11 protein-coding genes and 4 tRNA genes are annotated in these 17,394 nt (G+C 64.6%); 5 read left to right on the top strand and 10 right to left on the bottom strand.

Going from position 1 to position 17,394, the window contains the following annotated elements; translation table 11 throughout:
* Window position 1: 1 nt before the first annotated feature.
* The 10 genes from AC1Q5S_RS12110 to AC1Q5S_RS12065 all read right to left on the bottom strand — a co-directional run bounded on the left by AC1Q5S_RS12110 (window position 2) and on the right by AC1Q5S_RS12065 (window position 11,164).
* Window positions 2–74: transfer RNA gene (locus AC1Q5S_RS12110), tRNA-Gly, on the bottom strand.
* A 185-nt stretch (window positions 75–259) separates the two neighbouring features.
* Window positions 260–333 (bottom strand) — tRNA-Cys (locus AC1Q5S_RS12105).
* 58 nt (window positions 334–391) lie between these two features.
* Window positions 392–467, bottom strand: a tRNA-Gly gene (locus AC1Q5S_RS12100).
* A gap of 87 nt (window positions 468–554) precedes the next feature.
* Complete coding sequence (lon, locus tag AC1Q5S_RS12095) at window positions 555–2,987, bottom strand: endopeptidase La (RefSeq protein WP_303833608.1); 2,433 nt, start codon at window positions 2,985–2,987, stop codon at window positions 555–557.
* A 125-nt stretch (window positions 2,988–3,112) separates the two neighbouring features.
* Complete coding sequence (gene clpX, locus AC1Q5S_RS12090) at window positions 3,113–4,378, bottom strand: ATP-dependent Clp protease ATP-binding subunit ClpX (RefSeq protein WP_303833607.1); 1,266 nt, start codon at window positions 4,376–4,378, stop codon at window positions 3,113–3,115.
* Window positions 4,379–4,477: 99 nt separating this feature from the next.
* Window positions 4,478–5,086: an ATP-dependent Clp endopeptidase proteolytic subunit ClpP gene (clpP, locus tag AC1Q5S_RS12085; RefSeq protein WP_303833606.1), complete on the bottom strand. Its 609-nt coding sequence runs from the start codon at window positions 5,084–5,086 to the stop codon at window positions 4,478–4,480.
* Window positions 5,087–5,211: 125 nt separating this feature from the next.
* Window positions 5,212–6,522, bottom strand: a complete 1,311-nt coding sequence (tig, locus tag AC1Q5S_RS12080; protein WP_422202766.1) for a trigger factor — start codon at window positions 6,520–6,522, stop codon at window positions 5,212–5,214.
* A gap of 75 nt (window positions 6,523–6,597) precedes the next feature.
* Window positions 6,598–6,684, bottom strand: a tRNA-Leu gene (locus AC1Q5S_RS12075).
* Window positions 6,685–6,785: 101 nt separating this feature from the next.
* On the bottom strand, window positions 6,786–9,959 hold the full coding sequence (locus tag AC1Q5S_RS12070; protein WP_303833604.1) for an efflux RND transporter permease subunit: 3,174 nt from the start codon (window positions 9,957–9,959) through the stop codon (window positions 6,786–6,788).
* Between the two features lie 8 nt (window positions 9,960–9,967).
* Window positions 9,968–11,164: an efflux RND transporter periplasmic adaptor subunit gene (locus AC1Q5S_RS12065; protein WP_303833603.1), complete on the bottom strand. Its 1,197-nt coding sequence runs from the start codon at window positions 11,162–11,164 to the stop codon at window positions 9,968–9,970.
* A 176-nt stretch (window positions 11,165–11,340) separates the two neighbouring features.
* Between AC1Q5S_RS12065 and hpnC the strand changes: the two genes are divergently transcribed.
* The 5 genes from hpnC (at window position 11,341) to AC1Q5S_RS12040 (ending at window position 17,336) form a co-directional block, all read left to right on the top strand.
* The gene (gene hpnC, locus AC1Q5S_RS12060) at window positions 11,341–12,243 is read left to right on the top strand and encodes a squalene synthase HpnC (RefSeq protein ID WP_422202768.1); all 903 of its coding nucleotides are present in this window, start codon (window positions 11,341–11,343) and stop codon (window positions 12,241–12,243) included.
* A gap of 216 nt (window positions 12,244–12,459) precedes the next feature.
* Window positions 12,460–13,890: an L-serine ammonia-lyase gene (locus AC1Q5S_RS12055; RefSeq protein ID WP_492238939.1), complete on the top strand. Its 1,431-nt coding sequence runs from the start codon at window positions 12,460–12,462 to the stop codon at window positions 13,888–13,890.
* 128 nt (window positions 13,891–14,018) lie between these two features.
* Window positions 14,019–14,861, top strand: coding sequence for a presqualene diphosphate synthase HpnD (hpnD, locus tag AC1Q5S_RS12050; protein ID WP_422203347.1), 843 nt, complete (start codon window positions 14,019–14,021; stop codon window positions 14,859–14,861).
* Window positions 14,861–16,186 (top strand): hydroxysqualene dehydroxylase HpnE, encoded by a 1,326-nt coding sequence (gene hpnE, locus AC1Q5S_RS12045; protein ID WP_422203345.1) that lies wholly within the window; start codon window positions 14,861–14,863, stop codon window positions 16,184–16,186. Before hpnD ends, hpnE begins: the two co-directional genes overlap by 1 nt.
* A gap of 142 nt (window positions 16,187–16,328) precedes the next feature.
* Entirely contained in the window at window positions 16,329–17,336 is a 1,008-nt protein-coding gene (locus AC1Q5S_RS12040; RefSeq protein WP_422203343.1) for a Bug family tripartite tricarboxylate transporter substrate binding protein, read from the top strand.
* Window positions 17,337–17,394: the final 58 nt, after the last annotated feature.

Here is a 17,394-nt window from a genome sequence, read left to right as displayed (position 1 = left end):
GAGCGGGAAAAGAGTCTCGAACTCTCGACCTCAACCTTGGCAAGGTTGCGCTCTACCAACTGAGCTATTCCCGCATTTACTTTTGCACCCTTTAGTCACCTTCAGCGTGCACCAGCAAGTCTCAAATTATAGCGCCATTTTCTGTTCCTCCGGCGAATCCAGAGAAATTTTCAGAAAACACTTCTCTGACTCCACCGAATCGAACCGACGAAAAAGGCCCCGAAGGACCTTGATGCACTGGCCTGAACCAATGGTGTTCTGGAGGCGCGGTCCGGAGTCGAACCGGACTAACCGGATTTGCAATCCGGGGCATAACCGCTTTGCTACCGCGCCAGAAAATCGCGCTTCCCTGACAAAAAAGGGAAGCATCTGCTTCCCTTTTTGTGGAAATTGGAGCGGGAAAAGAGTCTCGAACTCTCGACCTCAACCTTGGCAAGGTTGCGCTCTACCAACTGAGCTATTCCCGCATTTTACCGAAGCCTCACATTGTACAACGTTTGCTGCGATGGAATGAATTGTAGCGCAATTTTCGGGGTGCGCCAGCATTTTTTGCATCAATGTTTCAATGGATCGGCGTTGGCCACACCCCCGGCTGATTTTTCTGCAGCCGACGCAACCACCACGGCCGCTTCTTCTTCGCTCAAGGCGACAGGTTTGCGCTCCAACGCCACTTCCAGCACCTTGTCGATCCACTTGACCGGCACGATCTCCAACCCGCTTTTCACGTTGTCCGGGATCTCCTGCAGATCTTTGACGTTCTCTTCCGGGATCAACACGGTCTTGATGCCGCCGCGCAAAGCAGCCAGCAATTTCTCCTTGAGCCCGCCGATCGCCGTGACCTCACCGCGCAGGGTGATTTCCCCCGTCATGGCCACATCGCCGCGCACCGGAATTCCCGTGAGCGCCGATACAAACGCAGTGGTCATGGCGGCACCTGCGCTGGGGCCATCCTTGGGCGTCGCGCCATCGGGCACGTGGATGTGGATGTCGCGCTTTTCGAAGGCTTCATCCTTGATGCCCAGCATGCGTGCACGGCTGCGCACCACCGTGCGGGCGGCCTCGACGGACTCCTTCATCACATCGCCCAGCGAACCCGTGCGGGTGATGACGCCCTTGCCCGGCATGGTGGCCGCCTCGATGGTGAGCAGATCGCCACCCACCTCCGTCCACGCCAGCCCGACCACCTGGCCGACCTGGTTCTGCTGCTCCGCACGGCCATAGGTGTATTTGCGCACACCCAGAAAGTCGGGCAGGTTGTCCTCGTTCACCACCACCTGCGGGGTCAGCTTCTTCAGCTGCAGCCCCTTCACCACCTTGCGGCAGATCTTGGAGAGTTCACGCTCCAGCGAGCGCACCCCGGCCTCGCGGGTGTAGTAACGCACCATGTCGCGCACGGCGGCTTCGGTGATGAGGAGTTCTTCAGCCTTTACCCCATTGTTCTTGAGCTGCTTGGGCAGCAGATACTTCATGGCAATGCTGGTTTTTTCGTCTTCGGTGTAACCCGACAGTCGAATCACCTCCATGCGATCGAGCAAGGCTGGCGGAATGTTCATGGAATTGGATGTCGCCACGAACATGACGTCGCTCAGGTCGAAATCGACCTCCACGTAATGGTCGCCAAAGGTGTGGTTCTGCTCCGGATCCAACACCTCCAGCAGTGCGCTCGACGGGTCACCTCGGAAATCAGTGCCCAGCTTGTCGATTTCATCCAGCAGGAACAGCGGATTGCGCACTCCCACCTTGCCCAGGCTCTGCAACACCTTGCCGGGCATGGCACCGATGTAGGTGCGGCGATGCCCGCGGATTTCCGCTTCATCGCGCATGCCACCCAGCGCCATGCGCACATACTTGCGCCCGGTGGCTTTGGCAATCGACTGTCCCAGCGAGGTCTTGCCCACGCCCGGTGGCCCCACCAGGCAAAGGATGGGCGCCTTGACCTTGTCCACACGCTGCTGCACCGCAAGGTATTCAAGGATGCGGTCCTTGACCTTGTCGAGGCCGAAATGGTCCTCATTGAGCACTGTTTCGGCATTGCCAAGATCGTGCTTGATCTTGCTCTTCTTGCTCCAGGGCAGGCCCGTGAGCACATCGATATAGCTGCGCACCACCGTAGCCTCGGCCGACATGGGCGACATCAGCTTGAGCTTCTTGAACTCGGCCTCTGCTTTCTTGCGGGCCTCTGCCGGCATCTTGGCCAGCTTGATCTTCTTTTCAATCTCTTCGACGTCGGCGCCCTCTTCCCCCTCGCCGAGCTCCTTCTGAATGGCCTTGACCTGCTCGTTGAGATAGAAGTCGCGCTGGTTCTTTTCCATCTGGCGTTTCACGCGCCCACGGATTTTCTTGTCGACATTCAGGATGTCCACTTCACGGTCCAGCTGCTCGAACAGGTTCTCGAGGCGTGCCTTGACGTCGGAGAGATCCAGCACCACCTGCTTGTTTTCCAGTTTCAGGGGCAGATGCGCGGCGATGGTATCGGCCAAGCGGCCAGGATCGTCGATGCTGGAGATCGAGGTCAGTATCTCGGGTGGAATCTTCTTGTTGAGCTTGACGTATTGGTCAAACTGCTGCATCACGGCACGGCGAAGCGCCTCGATTTCGCTGGATTTGTGCTGTTCCTGGTCCTGCTCGACAGGTGCCACGGTGGCCGTGAAGTGCGTCTCGGCATCCGCGATGGACGTCACCAGGGCACGCTGCTGACCCTCTACAAGCACCTTGACGGTGCCGTCGGGCAGCTTGAGCATCTGCAGGATGGTGGACACGCAACCCACATCAAACATGTCTTCGACCGAGGGTTCATCCTTGGCCGCAGCCTTCTGGGCCACGAGCATGATGCGGCGGTCGGACTCCATGGCCAACTCCAGCGCCTTGATGCTTTTGGAGCGTCCCACGAACAGCGGGATGACCATGTGGGGAAACACCACCACGTCGCGCAGTGGCAACAGCGGCAGATCAATGGGGGTGGCTGGCAGGGGGTTATGTCCGGACATGGAAATCCTCAAAGTGCTCTGTGGAATATGGTCCACATGTGGGGATTTTCAACCCTTGCGCGCGACCGCGCTGTTGCAAGGGTTGATGATTCGGGGGTCGCAGCATGGCGCCCGCTCCGGGCTTCTCAAGCCTTCTTGGCGGCCTCGCGGTACACCAGCAAGGGGGGCTTGTTTTCTTCGATGGTGGATTCGTCCAACACCACTTTCTCGACGTTGCTGGTGTTGGGCAGGTCGAACATGGTCCCGATCAGCGCCTGTTCCAGGATGGAGCGCAGGCCGCGGGCCCCTGTCTTGCGGGCGAGCGCCTTGCGGGCAATGGCCTTCAAGGCAGCGGGGCGAATCTCCAGATCCACTCCCTCCATGGCCAGCAGCTTGCTGTACTGCTTGACCAGCGCATTCTTGGGCTCGGTCAGGATCTGCACCAGCGCGTCTTCGCTCAGTTCGGCCAGCGCCGTCACGACGGGCATGCGCCCCACCAGTTCGGGAATCAGGCCAAACTTGATCAGGTCTTCGGGTTCGATCTCGGTGAACACCTCGGACAGCGATCGCTGCTTCTTGCTCTTGACCGAGGCGCCGAAGCCGATGCCCGAGGCCTCGGTGCGGTTTTCGATGACCTTTTCCAGCCCCGCGAACGCGCCGCCGCAGATGAACAGGATGTTGGTCGTGTCGATCTGCAGGAAATCCTGGTTCGGATGCTTGCGCCCACCCTGGGGCGGGACGCTGGCCATGGTGCCTTCGATGAGCTTGAGCAGCGCCTGCTGCACGCCCTCACCCGACACGTCGCGCGTGATGCTGGGGTTGTCCGACTTGCGCGAGATCTTGTCGATTTCGTCGATATAGACAATGCCGCGCTGGGCCCGCTCGACTTCGTAGTTGCAGCTTTGCAGCAGCTTCTGAACGATGTTCTCGACGTCCTCGCCCACATAACCGGCCTCGGTCAGCGTGGTGGCGTCGGCCATGACAAAGGGCACGTCCAGCATGCGCGCCAGGGTTTGCGCCAGCAGCGTCTTGCCCGAACCCGTGGGGCCGATCAGCAAAATATTGCTCTTGGCCAGTTCCACATCATCCTTGTGGGCCTTGTCCTTGTGGCGCAGGCGCTTGTAGTGGTTGTAGACCGCCACCGCCAGCGTACGCTTGGCCTGGTCCTGACCAATGACATAGTTATCAAGATTGTTCTTGATTTCCACCGGCGTGGGCAGATCGCTGCGCCCTTCACGCGCCAGGTCACCGGCTGGGAGCTCATCGCGGATGATCTCGTTGCACAGGTCAATGCACTCGTCGCAGATAAAGACCGACGGGCCGGCGATCAACTTCTTCACTTCATGCTGGCTTTTGCCGCAAAAAGAGCAGTAAAGGGTTTTTTCGCTGGAAGAGCCTTTTTTCTCGGCCATGGGGACAATGCCTTGTTTCGGAAAGTTGTCGGGATGATACCCAAATAAAAAACGGCGTCTTCCCTGTGGGAAAACGCCGCGCGGCCACCGGGGGCCGACTCAGGAGCGCTTGTGAATCACCTGGTCGATGATGCCGTAGTCCTTGGCTTCATCGGCCGTGAGGAAGTAGTCGCGCTCGGTATCTGCCTTGACCTTTTCCAACGATTGTCCCGTGCGCTCGGCCAGGATGCGGTTCATCTGGTCCTTGGTACGCAGGATGTCGCGCGCATGGATCTCGATATCGGTCGCCTGGCCGCGCGCGCCGCCGAGCACCTGATGGATCATGACCTTGGAGTTGGGCAGCGAAAAACGCTTGCCCTTGGCACCGGCGGCCAGCAGGAATGCACCCATGCTGGCGGCGAAGCCCACGCACAGCGTGGAGACATCCGGCTTGATGAACTGCATGGTGTCGTAGATCGACATGCCAGCCGTCACGCTGCCGCCAGGGGAGTTGATATAGAAAGAAATATCCTTTTCAGGGTTTTCACTTTCCAGAAACAGCAACTGCGCCACCACCAGGTTGGCCGTCTGGTCATTGACCTCGCCCACCAGGAAAATGACGCGCTCCTTCAGCAGGCGCGAATAGATGTCATAGGACCGCTCACCGCGGCCCGACTGCTCGATAACCATGGGGACCATGCCCAGGGCTTGTGTTTCCAGTGCGCTCATTGTTTCTCCAGTCAAGCAGATACTGTATCCAGAAATGAATTGGGGCTTGTGCACAAAAGCACAAGCCCCTGATGGACGGCTACCGCGAGATCATCCGCAAGGGACGCGCTCCCGATGGCCCGGCCTCAGCCCTGGCCCATCAGTTCGTCGAACGACACCGCCTTGTCAACGACCTTGGCCTTGCCCAGAACGAAATCGGTCACATTGTTCTCGATGACCACCGCCTCGACTTCGGCCAGACGCTGGCGGTCGCCAAAGTACCAGCGCACCACGTCTTCAGGCTTCTCGTAGCTGGCAGCCAGCTCGTCGATATGGGCCTTGAGCTGCTCGGGCTTGGCATGCAGTTCGTTGGCGCGCACCAGTTCGGCCACCACCAGGCCCAGACGCACACGGCGCTCAGCCTGGGGGCGGAACACGTCTTCCGGGATTTCCGCCTTGTCAGCGTCCTTGATGCCGCGCTGCTTGAGCTCGGCACGGGCACCTTCCAGCAGACGGGCGATTTCAGCCTGCACGCTGGCGTTGGGCAGGTCGAGTTCGGCCTTGGCGACCAGGGCGTCCATGACGGCTGCCTTGTTGCGGGCCAGCAGGCGGAACTTGACTTCGCGCTCCAGGTTCTTCTTGATGTCGGCACGCAGGCCTTCCACCGAGCCATCGGCAATGCCCAGCGACTTGGCCAGGGCATCGTTCACTTCGGGCAGATGGGCGGCTTCGATCTTCTTGATGGTGACCAGGAAGTCGGCAGTTTTACCGGCAACGTCCTTGCCGTGGTAGTCGGCGGGGAATGCCAGGGGGAAGGTCTTGCTTTCGCCCGACTTCATGCCGCGCACGGCGTCTTCGAATTCCTTGAGCATCTGGCCTTCACCCACCAGGAACTGGAAGTCTTCGGCCTTGCCGCCATCAAATGGCTCGCCATCGATCTTGCCTTCGAAGTCCACGGTCACGCGGTCGCCGTCTTGTGCGGCAGCGTCGACGGCGCGCTGGGCAAAGCTGCGACGCTGCTTGCGCAGAATGTCGACGGTCTTGTCGATGGCAGCATCGGTCACTTCGGTGGACAATTTTTCCACTTCCGCATCCGCCAGCTCACCGATCTTGACTTCGGGGAAAACCTCGAAGATGGCGTCGAACGTGACCTGGCCCTCGGGGGCGCCTTCCTTTTCGGTGATGCGGGGCTGGCCGGCCACGCGCAGCTTGGCCTCGTTGGCCGCCACGGCGAAAGCCTCGCCCACCTTGTCGTTGAGCACTTCGTACTGCACCGAGTAGCCGTAGCGCTGGGTGACGACGTTCATGGGCACCTTGCCAGGACGGAAACCGTCCATTTTCACGGTGCGGGCCAGGCGCTTCAGACGGGAATCGACTTCGGTCTGGATGGTGGTCAGGGGCACGCTCAGCGTGATCTTGCGCTCGAGCTTTTCAAGGGTTTCAACAGTAACGGACATCGCTCTTCCTCGTATGAATGTGGATCGTGCTGGCTGCAGCGCAGCGGCGCCGTGTTCCGCAAAGTCTCACATGGGTGGTGCGCGGGGGGGGACTCGAACCCCCACACCATTGCTGGCGTCAGGACCTAAACCTGGTGCGTCTACCAATTTCGCCACCCGCGCGGTTCTACAAACAAACAGGCGGCAAGCTGGGCTGCCGCCTGTGTGAAATCGGTCAACCTTCTATTTTACCCTGATGCGGCAGGCGCTTTGAATCCCGGCGCTCATGCCAGCTCGGGAACCGGGCGTCGCACCCGGAACCAGGCGGCATACATGGCTGGCAGGGCCAGCAATGTCAGCACCGTGGCCACGACGAGTCCACCCATGATGGCCACGGCCATCGGCCCCCAGAACACGCTGCGCGACAACGGAATCATGGCCAGCACCGCGGCAGCGGCCGTGAGCACGATGGGACGCAAGCGCCGCACCGCGGATTCCACGATGGCGTCCCAGGCGGGCACGCCCCGGGCGCGGTCCTGTTCGATCTGGTCGATCAGGATCACCGCGTTGCGCTGGATCATGCCCATGAGCGCAATCACGCCCAGCAGCGCCACGAAGCCGAACGGGCGATTGAGCAACAGCAGCGCTGCCGCCACGCCCGCCAGCCCCAGCGGCCCGGTCAGGAACACCAGCATCGCACGGCTGAAGCTGTGCAACTGCAGCATGAGCAGCGTGAAGGTGATGAACAGCATGATCGGAATGCCCGCCGCAATCGACGCCGAGCCTTTGGAGCTTTCCTCCACGGCGCCCGCCACCTCGATGCGATAGCCCGCTTGCCCCGCAGCGCGCCACTTCGCCTCCATCTCCTGGAGGGCAGGCAGCAGCGCCGCCGTCACGGTGGCGCCTTGCAGGCCTTCGGTCACATCGCCTTGCACGGTGATGGCGTAGTCGCGGTTCTCGCGCCACATCACGCCGGGTTCCCAGGTGAACACGGGCTTGGCGATCTGCGTGAGCGGAATCGACTTGCCCGAGGCCGTGGGCAGGTAGGCGTTGGCGATGTCGGTGATGGCGTTGCGCTCTTCGAGCGGCTGGCGCAGCACGATGTCGATGAGCTTGTCACCCTCGCGGAACTGGCCCACCTGCGCGCCCGACAGGATGGTCTTGGACGCCTGGGCGATCGACTGGCTGGTCACGCCCAGTGCTCGCGCCTTGGCCTGGTCCACTTCCAGGCGCAGCACCTTCACGGACTCGTTCCAGTTGTCATTCACGCCACGCATGTTGGGGTTCTGGCGCAGCTGGGCTTTCACCTCGTCCGCACGCTCGCGCAGGACCAGCGGATCGGGCCCCACCACGCGGAACTGCACGGGGTATGGCACCGGTGGTCCGTTGGGCAGCAGCTTGACGCGGCCGCGCACCTCCGGAAACTCTTTCGCCAGCAATTCAGGCAGCGCCACCCGCAGGGATTCGCGCACCTTCAGATCCTGCGACAGCACGATGAACTGCGACACGTTGGTCTGCGGGAACACCTGGTCCAGCGGCAGATAGAACCGCGGCACGCCCGACCCCACCCAGGTGCTCACGGTGCTGACGCCCGGCTCGGAGAGCAGGCGCTGCTCCACGCGCTTGGTGACTTCTTCGTTGCCCGCAAAGGAGGTGCCTTCGGGGAACCAGATGTCCACCAGGATCTCGGGGCGGCTCGAATCCGGGAAGAACTGCTGCTGCACCTTGCCCATGCCCGCAATGCCCAGAGCGAAGGTCAGCACCGTGGCACCGATGGTCAGCCAGCGGTGCTCCACGCACCAATGCACCAACCGACGGAAGGCGGTGTAGAACGGGCTGTCGAACACCTCGTGCGGATCGTCGGCAATGCCCTGGCTGGCCTGCACCGCGAGCACATGGGGCGGCACCTTGAGCAGCAGCGTGCCCAGGTAGGGCACAAAGTACACCGACACGATCCAGCTGAGCACCAGCGCAATCACCGTGACGGCAAAGATGGCGAACGTGTACTCTCCGGTCATGGATTTGGCGATGCCGATGGGCAAAAACCCGGCCGCCGTGATCAGCGTACCCGTGAGCATGGGCATGGCGGTGAGCTCATAGGCAAACGTGGCGGCGCGCGCCTTGTCGTAGCCCTCTTCGAGCTTGAGCACCATCATCTCGACCGCAATGATGGCATCGTCCACCAGCAGACCGAGCGCAATGATGAGCGAACCCAGCGAAATCTTGTGCAAGCCGATATTCCAGTACCACATGGCCAGGAAAGTCATGGCCAGCACCATGGGGATGGTGATGCCCACCACCAGGCCGGGGCGCGGATCGATGTACCAGCGCTTCCACAGCGGCTGGTTGCCGGGGCGCTTGTGCAGCCCCAGGCTGACGAAGCTCACCACCAGCACGATGACCACGGCCTCGATCAGCACCTTGACGAACTCATTCACGGAGCTGGCCACCGCCTTGGGCTGGTCCTGCACGTTGACCAGCTTCACCCCCGCTGGCAACGTGGCACCAATGCGGTCGGTGGCTGCGTGCAGTGCCTTGCCCAGCGCAATGATGTCCCCGCCCTTGGCCATGGAAACGCCCAGCGCGATCACCTCCTGCCCCTGGTGGCGCACCTTCACGGTGGCCGGGTCCACATAGCCGCGTTGGACTTCGGCAATGTCCGACAGGCGCAGCTGCGCACCCGACGGCCCCCGGATCGGCATGGCACGCAGGTCTTCAATGGCATTGAACTGCCCGCCCACCCGCACCTGCACCTGGTCCTGGGGGGTCTGGAAGGCGCCGGCACTCTCCACCGCGTTTTGCTGCCCCAGCTGGGCCAGCACCTGGCTCATGTCCAGGCCCAGTTGGGCCAGGCGCTTTTGCGAGATCTCGATGAACAGCTTTTCGTCCTGCACGCCAAACAGCTCGACCTTGGCCACATCGGGCACGCGCAGCAGCTGCTGGCGCGCATCGTCGGCAAAGGTTTTCAGTTCGGCATAACTGAAGCCTTCGGATTCGAGCGCATAGATCACGCCATACACATCGCCAAAGTCGTCGTTGAAAAAAGGCCCCTGGATGCCACCCGGCAGGGTGTAGCGCATGTCGCCCACCTTCTTGCGCACGGTGTACCAGACGTTGGCCACCTCGCTGGCCTTGGACGAATCCTTGATCTGAAAGATGATCTGCGACTCGCCGGGCTTGGAATAGCTGCGGATCTTGTCGGCATAGGGCACCTCCTGCAGCGTGCGCTCGATCTTGTCGGTCACCTGCTCGGCCACCTGCTGCGCCGTGGCGCCCGGCCAGTAGGTGCGCACCACCATGGCCCGAAAGGTAAAGGGCGGGTCTTCGTCCTGCCCCAGCTGGAAATAGGCTGCGAAGCCCAGCAGCATCAGCACCACCATGAGGTAGCGGGTGAGCGCCGGGTGGTCGAGCGCCCATTTGGAGAGGTTGAACCCCTCTTGGGGTTGTCGTTGGGTCATGGCCTGCCTTACTTTGCGGAAGAGGCCGCAGCCGCCGCAGAGGCAGCAGGCACCGGAGGAATCGCTACTGAATTCGTAGCTGTTTGCGCTTTAGGCACAGGCGCAACAACCACTTTTGGCCGATAAACCATGACCTTCTGTCCCGGCGAGAGCACATGCACCCCCGTGGCCACCACCTGCATGCCCGGCGCAAGGCCCGACGCCACCACGGCGTCGTTGCCATCGGCCGTGGCAATCTGCACCACCTGCGACCGCACCGTGCTGGTGGCCGGGTCATACACCCACACCGCCGTGGCCTGCCCCTCCTGGCGCAGCGCGCTGGTGGGCAGCTTGATGGCCGCAACGCCCGCGTGGCTCAAGGCCTTGGGCGTGACATACACCGTGGCGCCCAGGGCCGGCACATCGCCGCCTTCCAGCGCCACCTTGACCTGGTAGGTGCGCGTGGCCGCATCGGCGCTGGCCGCCACCTCGCGCACGCGGCCCGTCAGCGGCGCGCCGCCCGACCAGCCGCGCACCGCCACATCCTGGCCGCGCGCGATGCGCGCCACCTTGTCTTCGGGCACCGCAAACACCACATCGCGTGCACCGTCCTGCGCAATGCGCACCACGGGCGTGCCCGCTGCCACCACCTGGCCCGGCTCGGCCTCGATGCCCGTAACCACGCCCGACACATCGGCCACCAGCGTGGTGTAACCGGTCTGATTGCCTTGCGAAGACAGCTGCGCGCGCGCCTGGTCCAGCGTGGCCTGTGCGGCCTTGAGGGTGGCCTCGCGCCGCTCCAGCTCGGCGCCGCTGATGAAGTTCTGCTCCTTCAGGGCCTGGTAGCGCCTGACGTCGGCCGCCGCCAGATCACGCTGCGTGGTCGCCGCTGCCAGTTGCGCGCGCGCGGCATCTGCCGCCAACTGGTAATCGCGTGGATCGAGCTGCGCCAGCACCTGCCCGGCCTTCACCCGCTGGCCCAGTTCGGCCTGGCGCTGCACGATCTTGCCCGCCACCCGAAAGCCCAGGCGCGATTCCACACGCGCGCGCACCTCGCCCGCATATTCCAGGCTGGACTGCAGCGCCCCCACGCCCACCGTGAGCAACTTCACCGCGCGCACGGGCTCCTCGGGCGGCGCCGGCCGGGAACAGGCCGCCAGCGAGGCGGCAGAGACAACAAGAAACAAAAACCGCAGCGAATGCCGCCAGGTGAAAGGTGTGCGCATGGGACATCCGGGGTAAGAACGGCAGGTGCCCCGCACCCATGCGGCGACGATCAAAGCGCCGCCCATGGGCTCCCATGTTTTCAGCGGGACAAGGCAACCAAACCGCAAAATTTTACTGACTGACTGGTTAGTAATCTAGAGGGACGCCCTGGCAATGTCAAGCGACAATCCCGCCTGTGAATCAACGCCCGCACGCTCCTGACCCTGCTACTGCCGCAGCACCACAGCCGACCGCGCCGGTGGTGGCCGCGCCCGTCACGCACTACGAGAACTTCCCGGTGGCCTCGCTGCTGTGCCCGCCCCACCTGCGCCAGCCCATTGCCGCCCTTTACGCCTTTGCCCGCACGGCAGACGACCTGGCCGACGAAGGCGACGCCACGCCCGCCCAGCGCCTGGCCGACCTGACCGCCTACCGGGCCGAACTGGCCCGCGTGGCCGCAGGCCAGCCCCCCGCGGCGCCCTGGGCCGCCGTGTTTGGCCCGCTGCAGGCCGTGCTGCGCCAGCACCAGCTGCCGGTGCCGCTGCTCGACGACCTGCTCAGCGCCTTCATCCAGGACGTGGAAAAAACCCGCGACGCCCAGGGCTACACTGACCGCGCCGAACTGCTCGACTATTGCCGCCGCTCCGCCAACCCCATCGGCCGCCTGCTGCTGCACCTGTATGGCGTGACCGGCGCACAGGCGCTGCAAGAAAGCGACGCCATCTGCACCGCCCTGCAGCTCATCAACTTCTGGCAAGACCTGAGCGTGGACATCCCCCGCGGCCGCCACTACCTACCCCACGCCGACTGCGCCCGCCACGGCGCCGGCCCTGCCGACCTGCAGGCGCTGCGCAGCACCCCCGACAATGCGCGCCTGGTTGCCGACTGCGCCCGCTGGGCCCGCACCAGCATGCAAAGCGGCGCCCCCCTGGTCCACCGCCTGCCCGGCCGCGCGGGCTGGGAGCTGCGCCTGGTGGTGCAAGGCGGCCTGCGCATCCTCGACAAGGTCGATGCCCTGCAAGGCGGCAGCCTGCACACGCGCCCCAAGCTCCACGCCTGGGACTGGTGCCTGATGCTGGGCCGCGCGCTGGCAATGTAAGAAAGATTCATGGGCGGCAAGGCGATCTGACACGGGGGCGTCTCGGTCAAAAGGCTTGAAACCAAAACAGCCGCAATGGCTTACCCCATAAGCATCAAATGCTATGAAATATGAAGCAATCAACCTACCAACCGCCATGGTTGCAGCGCAGGCGGTGCGTGGTGGGCAGGGATTGCGCGCATGCTGCAGCCCTGCCGTCCGATTAGCCTCGCCACCATGACCTCCTCCCCCTTCTCCGTCAGCGTTTTCGACCTCTTCAAGATCGGCATCGGCCCCTCCAGCTCGCACACCGTGGGGCCCATGATTGCCGCGCGGCAATTCGCCTGCTACCTGCAGGCCAGCGTGGGCCTGGCGGCGGTGCACGGCGTCGCGGTGGAATTGTTCGGCTCGCTCTCGGCCACCGGCGTGGGCCACGGCACCGACCGGGCCGTGCTGCTGGGCTTGGCCGGGCACGAGCCCGACCGGATCAATCCCGAGCAGATCGCGCCCGCCATTGCGCAGATCCGCAGCAGCGGCACGCTGGCCCTGCTGGGCACGCACACCGTGCCCTTCATCGAAAAAGAGCACCTGCTGTTTCGCCGCAAAAGCCTGCCGCTGCACCCCAACGGCATGTGCTTTCACGCCGTCAACGCGCAGGGCGAAGAGATCGCAACGCGCGAGTACTACTCGGTGGGCGGCGGTTTCGTGATCGATGCCACCGGCGAGCGCGTGCTCAACCTGGCCGCCGGCGCCGATGCCGATGCCGAGACAGCCGGCCACGGCCGTGGCCTGCCCTACCCGTTCCGCACCGGCGCCGAGCTGCTGGCCCAGTGCCAGGCCACCGGCCTCACCCCCGCCCAGCTCATGGCCGCCAACGAACAGCACTGGCGCAGCGATGGTGAAGTGCGCCGCCAGCTCTTGGCCATCTGGCAGACCATGGCCGGCGCCGTGCAGCGCGGCTGCGCCAGCACCGGCAATCTGCCCGGTCCCCTGCATGTGCGCCGCCGCGCCGCCGAACTGCACAAAAGCCTGAGCAGCCACCCCGAGGCCGCCCTGCGCGACCCGCTCGCCATGCTCGACTGGGTCAACCTGTACGCCATGGCCGTCAACGAGGAAAACGCCGCTGGCGGCCGCGTGGTCACCGCCCCCACCAACGGCGCGGCGGGCGTCATCCCCGCCGTGCTGCACTACTACGTCAACTTTCTGCTGGGTGCCGGCAAGGTCAACGAAGACGGCATCGCCACCTTTTTGCTCACTGCGGGCGCCATCGGCATCATCTACAAGGAGAACGCATCGCTCTCCGGTGCCGAGGTGGGCTGCCAGGGCGAGGTGGGCGTGGCCTGCTCCATGGCCGCCGGCGCCCTGGCCGCCGTGATGGGCGGCACGCCCGAGCAGATCGAGAACGCCGCCGAGATCGGCATGGAGCACAACCTGGGCATGACCTGCGACCCCGTGGGCGGCCTGGTGCAGATCCCCTGCATCGAACGCAACGCCATGGGTGCCATCAAGGCCATCAACGCCGCCCGCATGGCCCTGCGCGGCGACGGCCAGCATGTGGTCTCGCTCGATAAGGTCATCAAGACCATGATGCAGACCGGCGCCGACATGAAGGTGAAATACAAGGAAACCTCGCGCGGCGGGCTGGCCGTGAACGTGGTGGAGTGCTGAGGCGCTTCAAAACCAGTCACTCTCAAATCCATAGCTGCCAGCGCTTACCTATCAACCGCTAAAGACTAAAAATACTGCAAACCCGTGCACCCCGCCAGCCGTGGTGCGCCATGGGACAATTCCGCCCCATGACACCGCAGCAGTACGTTCAGCAAAAAGCCGTGGCCTCGGGCAGCAGCTTTTATTACGCCTTTCTCTTCTTGCCCGCGCCGCGCCGCGCGGCCATCACGGCGTTTTATGCGTTTTGCCGCGAGGTGGACGATGTGGTCGACGAGGTGTCCGACCCCGGCGTGGCCCGCACCAAGCTGGCCTGGTGGCAGGCCGAGGTGGCCAAGGCCTTTGCCGGCCAACCCACCCACCCGGTGATGCTGGCGCTGATGCCGCACACGGCGGTCTATGGCATTGAGCAGCGCCACCTGCAGGCGGTGATCGACGGCTGCCAGATGGACCTGGAGCAGACGCGCTACCTCGACTTTGCCGGCCTTTCGGGCTATTGCCACCTGGTGGCGGGCGTGGTGGGCGAGGTGGCGGCGCGCATCTTTGGCCAGACGGATGCGCGCACCACCGAATATGCCCACCGGCTGGGCCTGGCGTTCCAGCTCACCAACATCATCCGCGACGTGGGCGAGGACGCCATGCTGGGCCGCATCTACCTGCCGGTAAGCGAGCTGCAGCAGTTTGACGTGAAGGCGCACGAGATCTTGAAGCGCCAGTATTCCGACCGCTTCACCGCGCTGATGCGCTTTCAGGCCGAGCGCGCGCACCGCCTGTACGAAGAGGCCTTTGCCCTGCTGCCCGACGCCGACCGCCGCGCCCAAAAGCCCGGCCTGATGATGGCCAGCATCTACCGCACGCTGCTGCGCGAGATCGAACATGAGAACTTCCAGGTGCTGCACCAGCGCATTCGCCTCACGCCGCTGCGCAAGTTCTGGCTGGCGTGGAAGGTGCAGGCGCTCGGGCGCATGTCCTGATGGCGGCACGGGTCGCCGTGATCGGTGCCGGCTGGGCCGGCATGGCCGCCGCCATTGCGCACACGCAGGCGGGCCGCCAGGTCGCCGTTTTTGAAGCAGCGCGCACCGTGGGCGGCCGTGCGCGCGCCGTGCCGGGCACGCTGCCCGATGGCACCGCGGCCATGCTGGACAACGGCCAGCACATCCTGATTGGCGCCTACGCCGAGTGCCTGCGCCTGATGCGGCTGGTGGGGGTGGACCCCGACACTGCGCTGCTGCGCCTGCCGCTCACGCTGCAGTTCCCCGATGGCCAGGGGCTGCAGTTGCCCGATCTGCCGCCGCCGCTGGATGCTTTGGTGGGCATCGCCACCGCCCGGGGCTGGAACTGGCGCGACAAGCTGGCACTGTTGCGCACGGCCTCGGGCTGGCAGCGGCGGGGCTTTCGCTGCGCGCCCGAGGTTACGGTGGCCCAGCTGTGCGCCGGGCTCACGCCGCGCCTGATGGCCGAGTTCATCGATCCGCTGTGCGTGTCGGCCCTCAACACCCTGGCGCACGAAGCCAGCGGCCAGGTGTTTTTGCGCGTGCTGCAGGACAGCCTGTTCAGCGGCCGGGGTGGCTCCAACCTGCTGCTGCCATGCACCGACCTGGGGGTGTTGTTTCCTGAAGCGGCCGGGCGTTGGCTACAGGCCCAGGGCGGCGCGCTGCACACCGGCCACCGGGTGCAGCGCCTGGCGCGCAGTCCCGCAGTTGGTCCCCACGGCGGCGCAGGCTGGCGGGTGGACGACCTGCCGTTTGACGCAGTGGTGCTGGCCACCACCAGCACCGAGGCGGCCCGCCTGGCGCTGACGGCACACAGCACGTTGCCAGGCCCCGAGGCGGCCGCCCTGCACGCCTGGGCCGACAGCGCACAGGCGCTGCGCTTCACCGCCATCTCCACCGTGTATGTCCAGGCGCCGGCGCCAACGCAAGGCCACTTGCTCAGCCGGCCCATGCTGGCGCTGCACCCTGGCGCGGGCCGGCCCGCCCAGTTCGTGTTCGACCGGGGCCAGCTGGGCGGCCTGGCGGGTGTGCTGGCGTTTGTGGTCAGCGCCAGCGCGGGCGACCGCGCCACCCTGGAGCGCGCGGTGCTGCGGCAGGCGCACGAACAGCTGGGACTGCAGGGCCTGGGCATCGTCCAGACGGTGGTTGAAAAACGCGCCACCTTTGCCTGCACCCCCGGCCTGCAGCGGCCCACGCCGGCACTGGCGGACGGCCTGTGCGCCTGCGGCGACTACATCGAAGGCCGCTACCCGGCCACGCTGGAAGGCGCGGTGCTGAGCGGCACGGCAGCAGCAGCCCTGGTCTGAGGGGCGAAGGCGGATGGACTGGGAGGCCACAGCAACCGCCCCCGGGAAACTCCTTAGCCCACCGACAGCAGTTTGACAGCGTGGCAATGCACCATGGCCGCAGCCCATTTTTGACTGGAATTCCTGCCAAGGAGACTGCACCATGCCGCCCCACCCCTCTTCCGCCTTGTGCCCCACCCGCCGCCAGCTGCTGACCGCCAGCGGCACCATGGCCCTGGGTGGCCTGCTGCCCGCGACTTCGTGGGGCCAGGCCGCCTGGCCGAGCAAATCGGTGCGCTTCGTGGTGCCCTTTGCACCAGGTGGCAGCTCGGAAATCGTGGCCCGCTCCACCGCCGCCGAGCTCTCCAAGACGCTGGGCCAGAGTGTGTTCGTGGACAACAAGCCGGGCGCAGCGGGCAACATCGCCATGCAGGAAGTGGCGCGCGCCGAAGACCAGCACACGCTGATCCTGGGCCACATCGGTACCCTGGCGGTGAACCCCTTCATCTTCGACAAGCTGCCCTACGACGCCCACAAGGACTTCAAGCCCGTGAGCCTGCTGGCCAAGGTGCCCAGCCTGTACGTGGTGCACCCCGATGTGCCGGCCCGGAACCTCAGGGAATTCATTGCCTATGCCAAGAAGAACCCGGCCAAGCTCAGCTATGGCTCGGCGGGCAACGGCAGCGCGGGGCACCTGGCGTTTGAATACCTCAAGATGACGGCCGACATGTTCATGCTGCATGTGCCCTACCGCGGCACCGGCCCCATGATGACCGACCTGCTGTCGGGCCGGCTGGACGCCGCGGCCGTGGGCGCCGCCGCCATGCTGCCGTTCATCAAGTCGGGCAAGGTGCGCTGCATCGCCACCGGCTCGGCCCAGCGCCTGCCGCAGCTGCCCGACGTGCCCACCGTGGCCGAACAAGGCTTTCCCGGTTTCGAGATGACGCAGTGGTACGGCATGCTGGCCCCTGCCAGCCTTCCACAGGAGCACATCGACAAGCTCGCCGCCGAAACCATGAAGGCCGTCAAGGCACCGGAATCGCTCAGGCGCCTCCATGGCGACGCGGCCGAAGCCATTGGCGGCACGCCCGCGCAGTTTGCCCAGTTCATCGCAGCCGAGCAGGCGCGCTGGAAAAAGGTGCTGCTGCGCGCCAAGGTCAAGCCCGACTGAGCGGCGCGCCGGGCCCCGCAACTGGGGTCTGGGTCTGGGCCTGCTGCCGGGGAGCGCG

This window comes from Acidovorax sp. GW835-FHT14B10 (genome assembly GCF_058793725.1).
The sequence above is the reverse complement of the archived record's forward strand: the minus strand, read 5'-3'. Positions and strand labels throughout refer to the sequence as shown.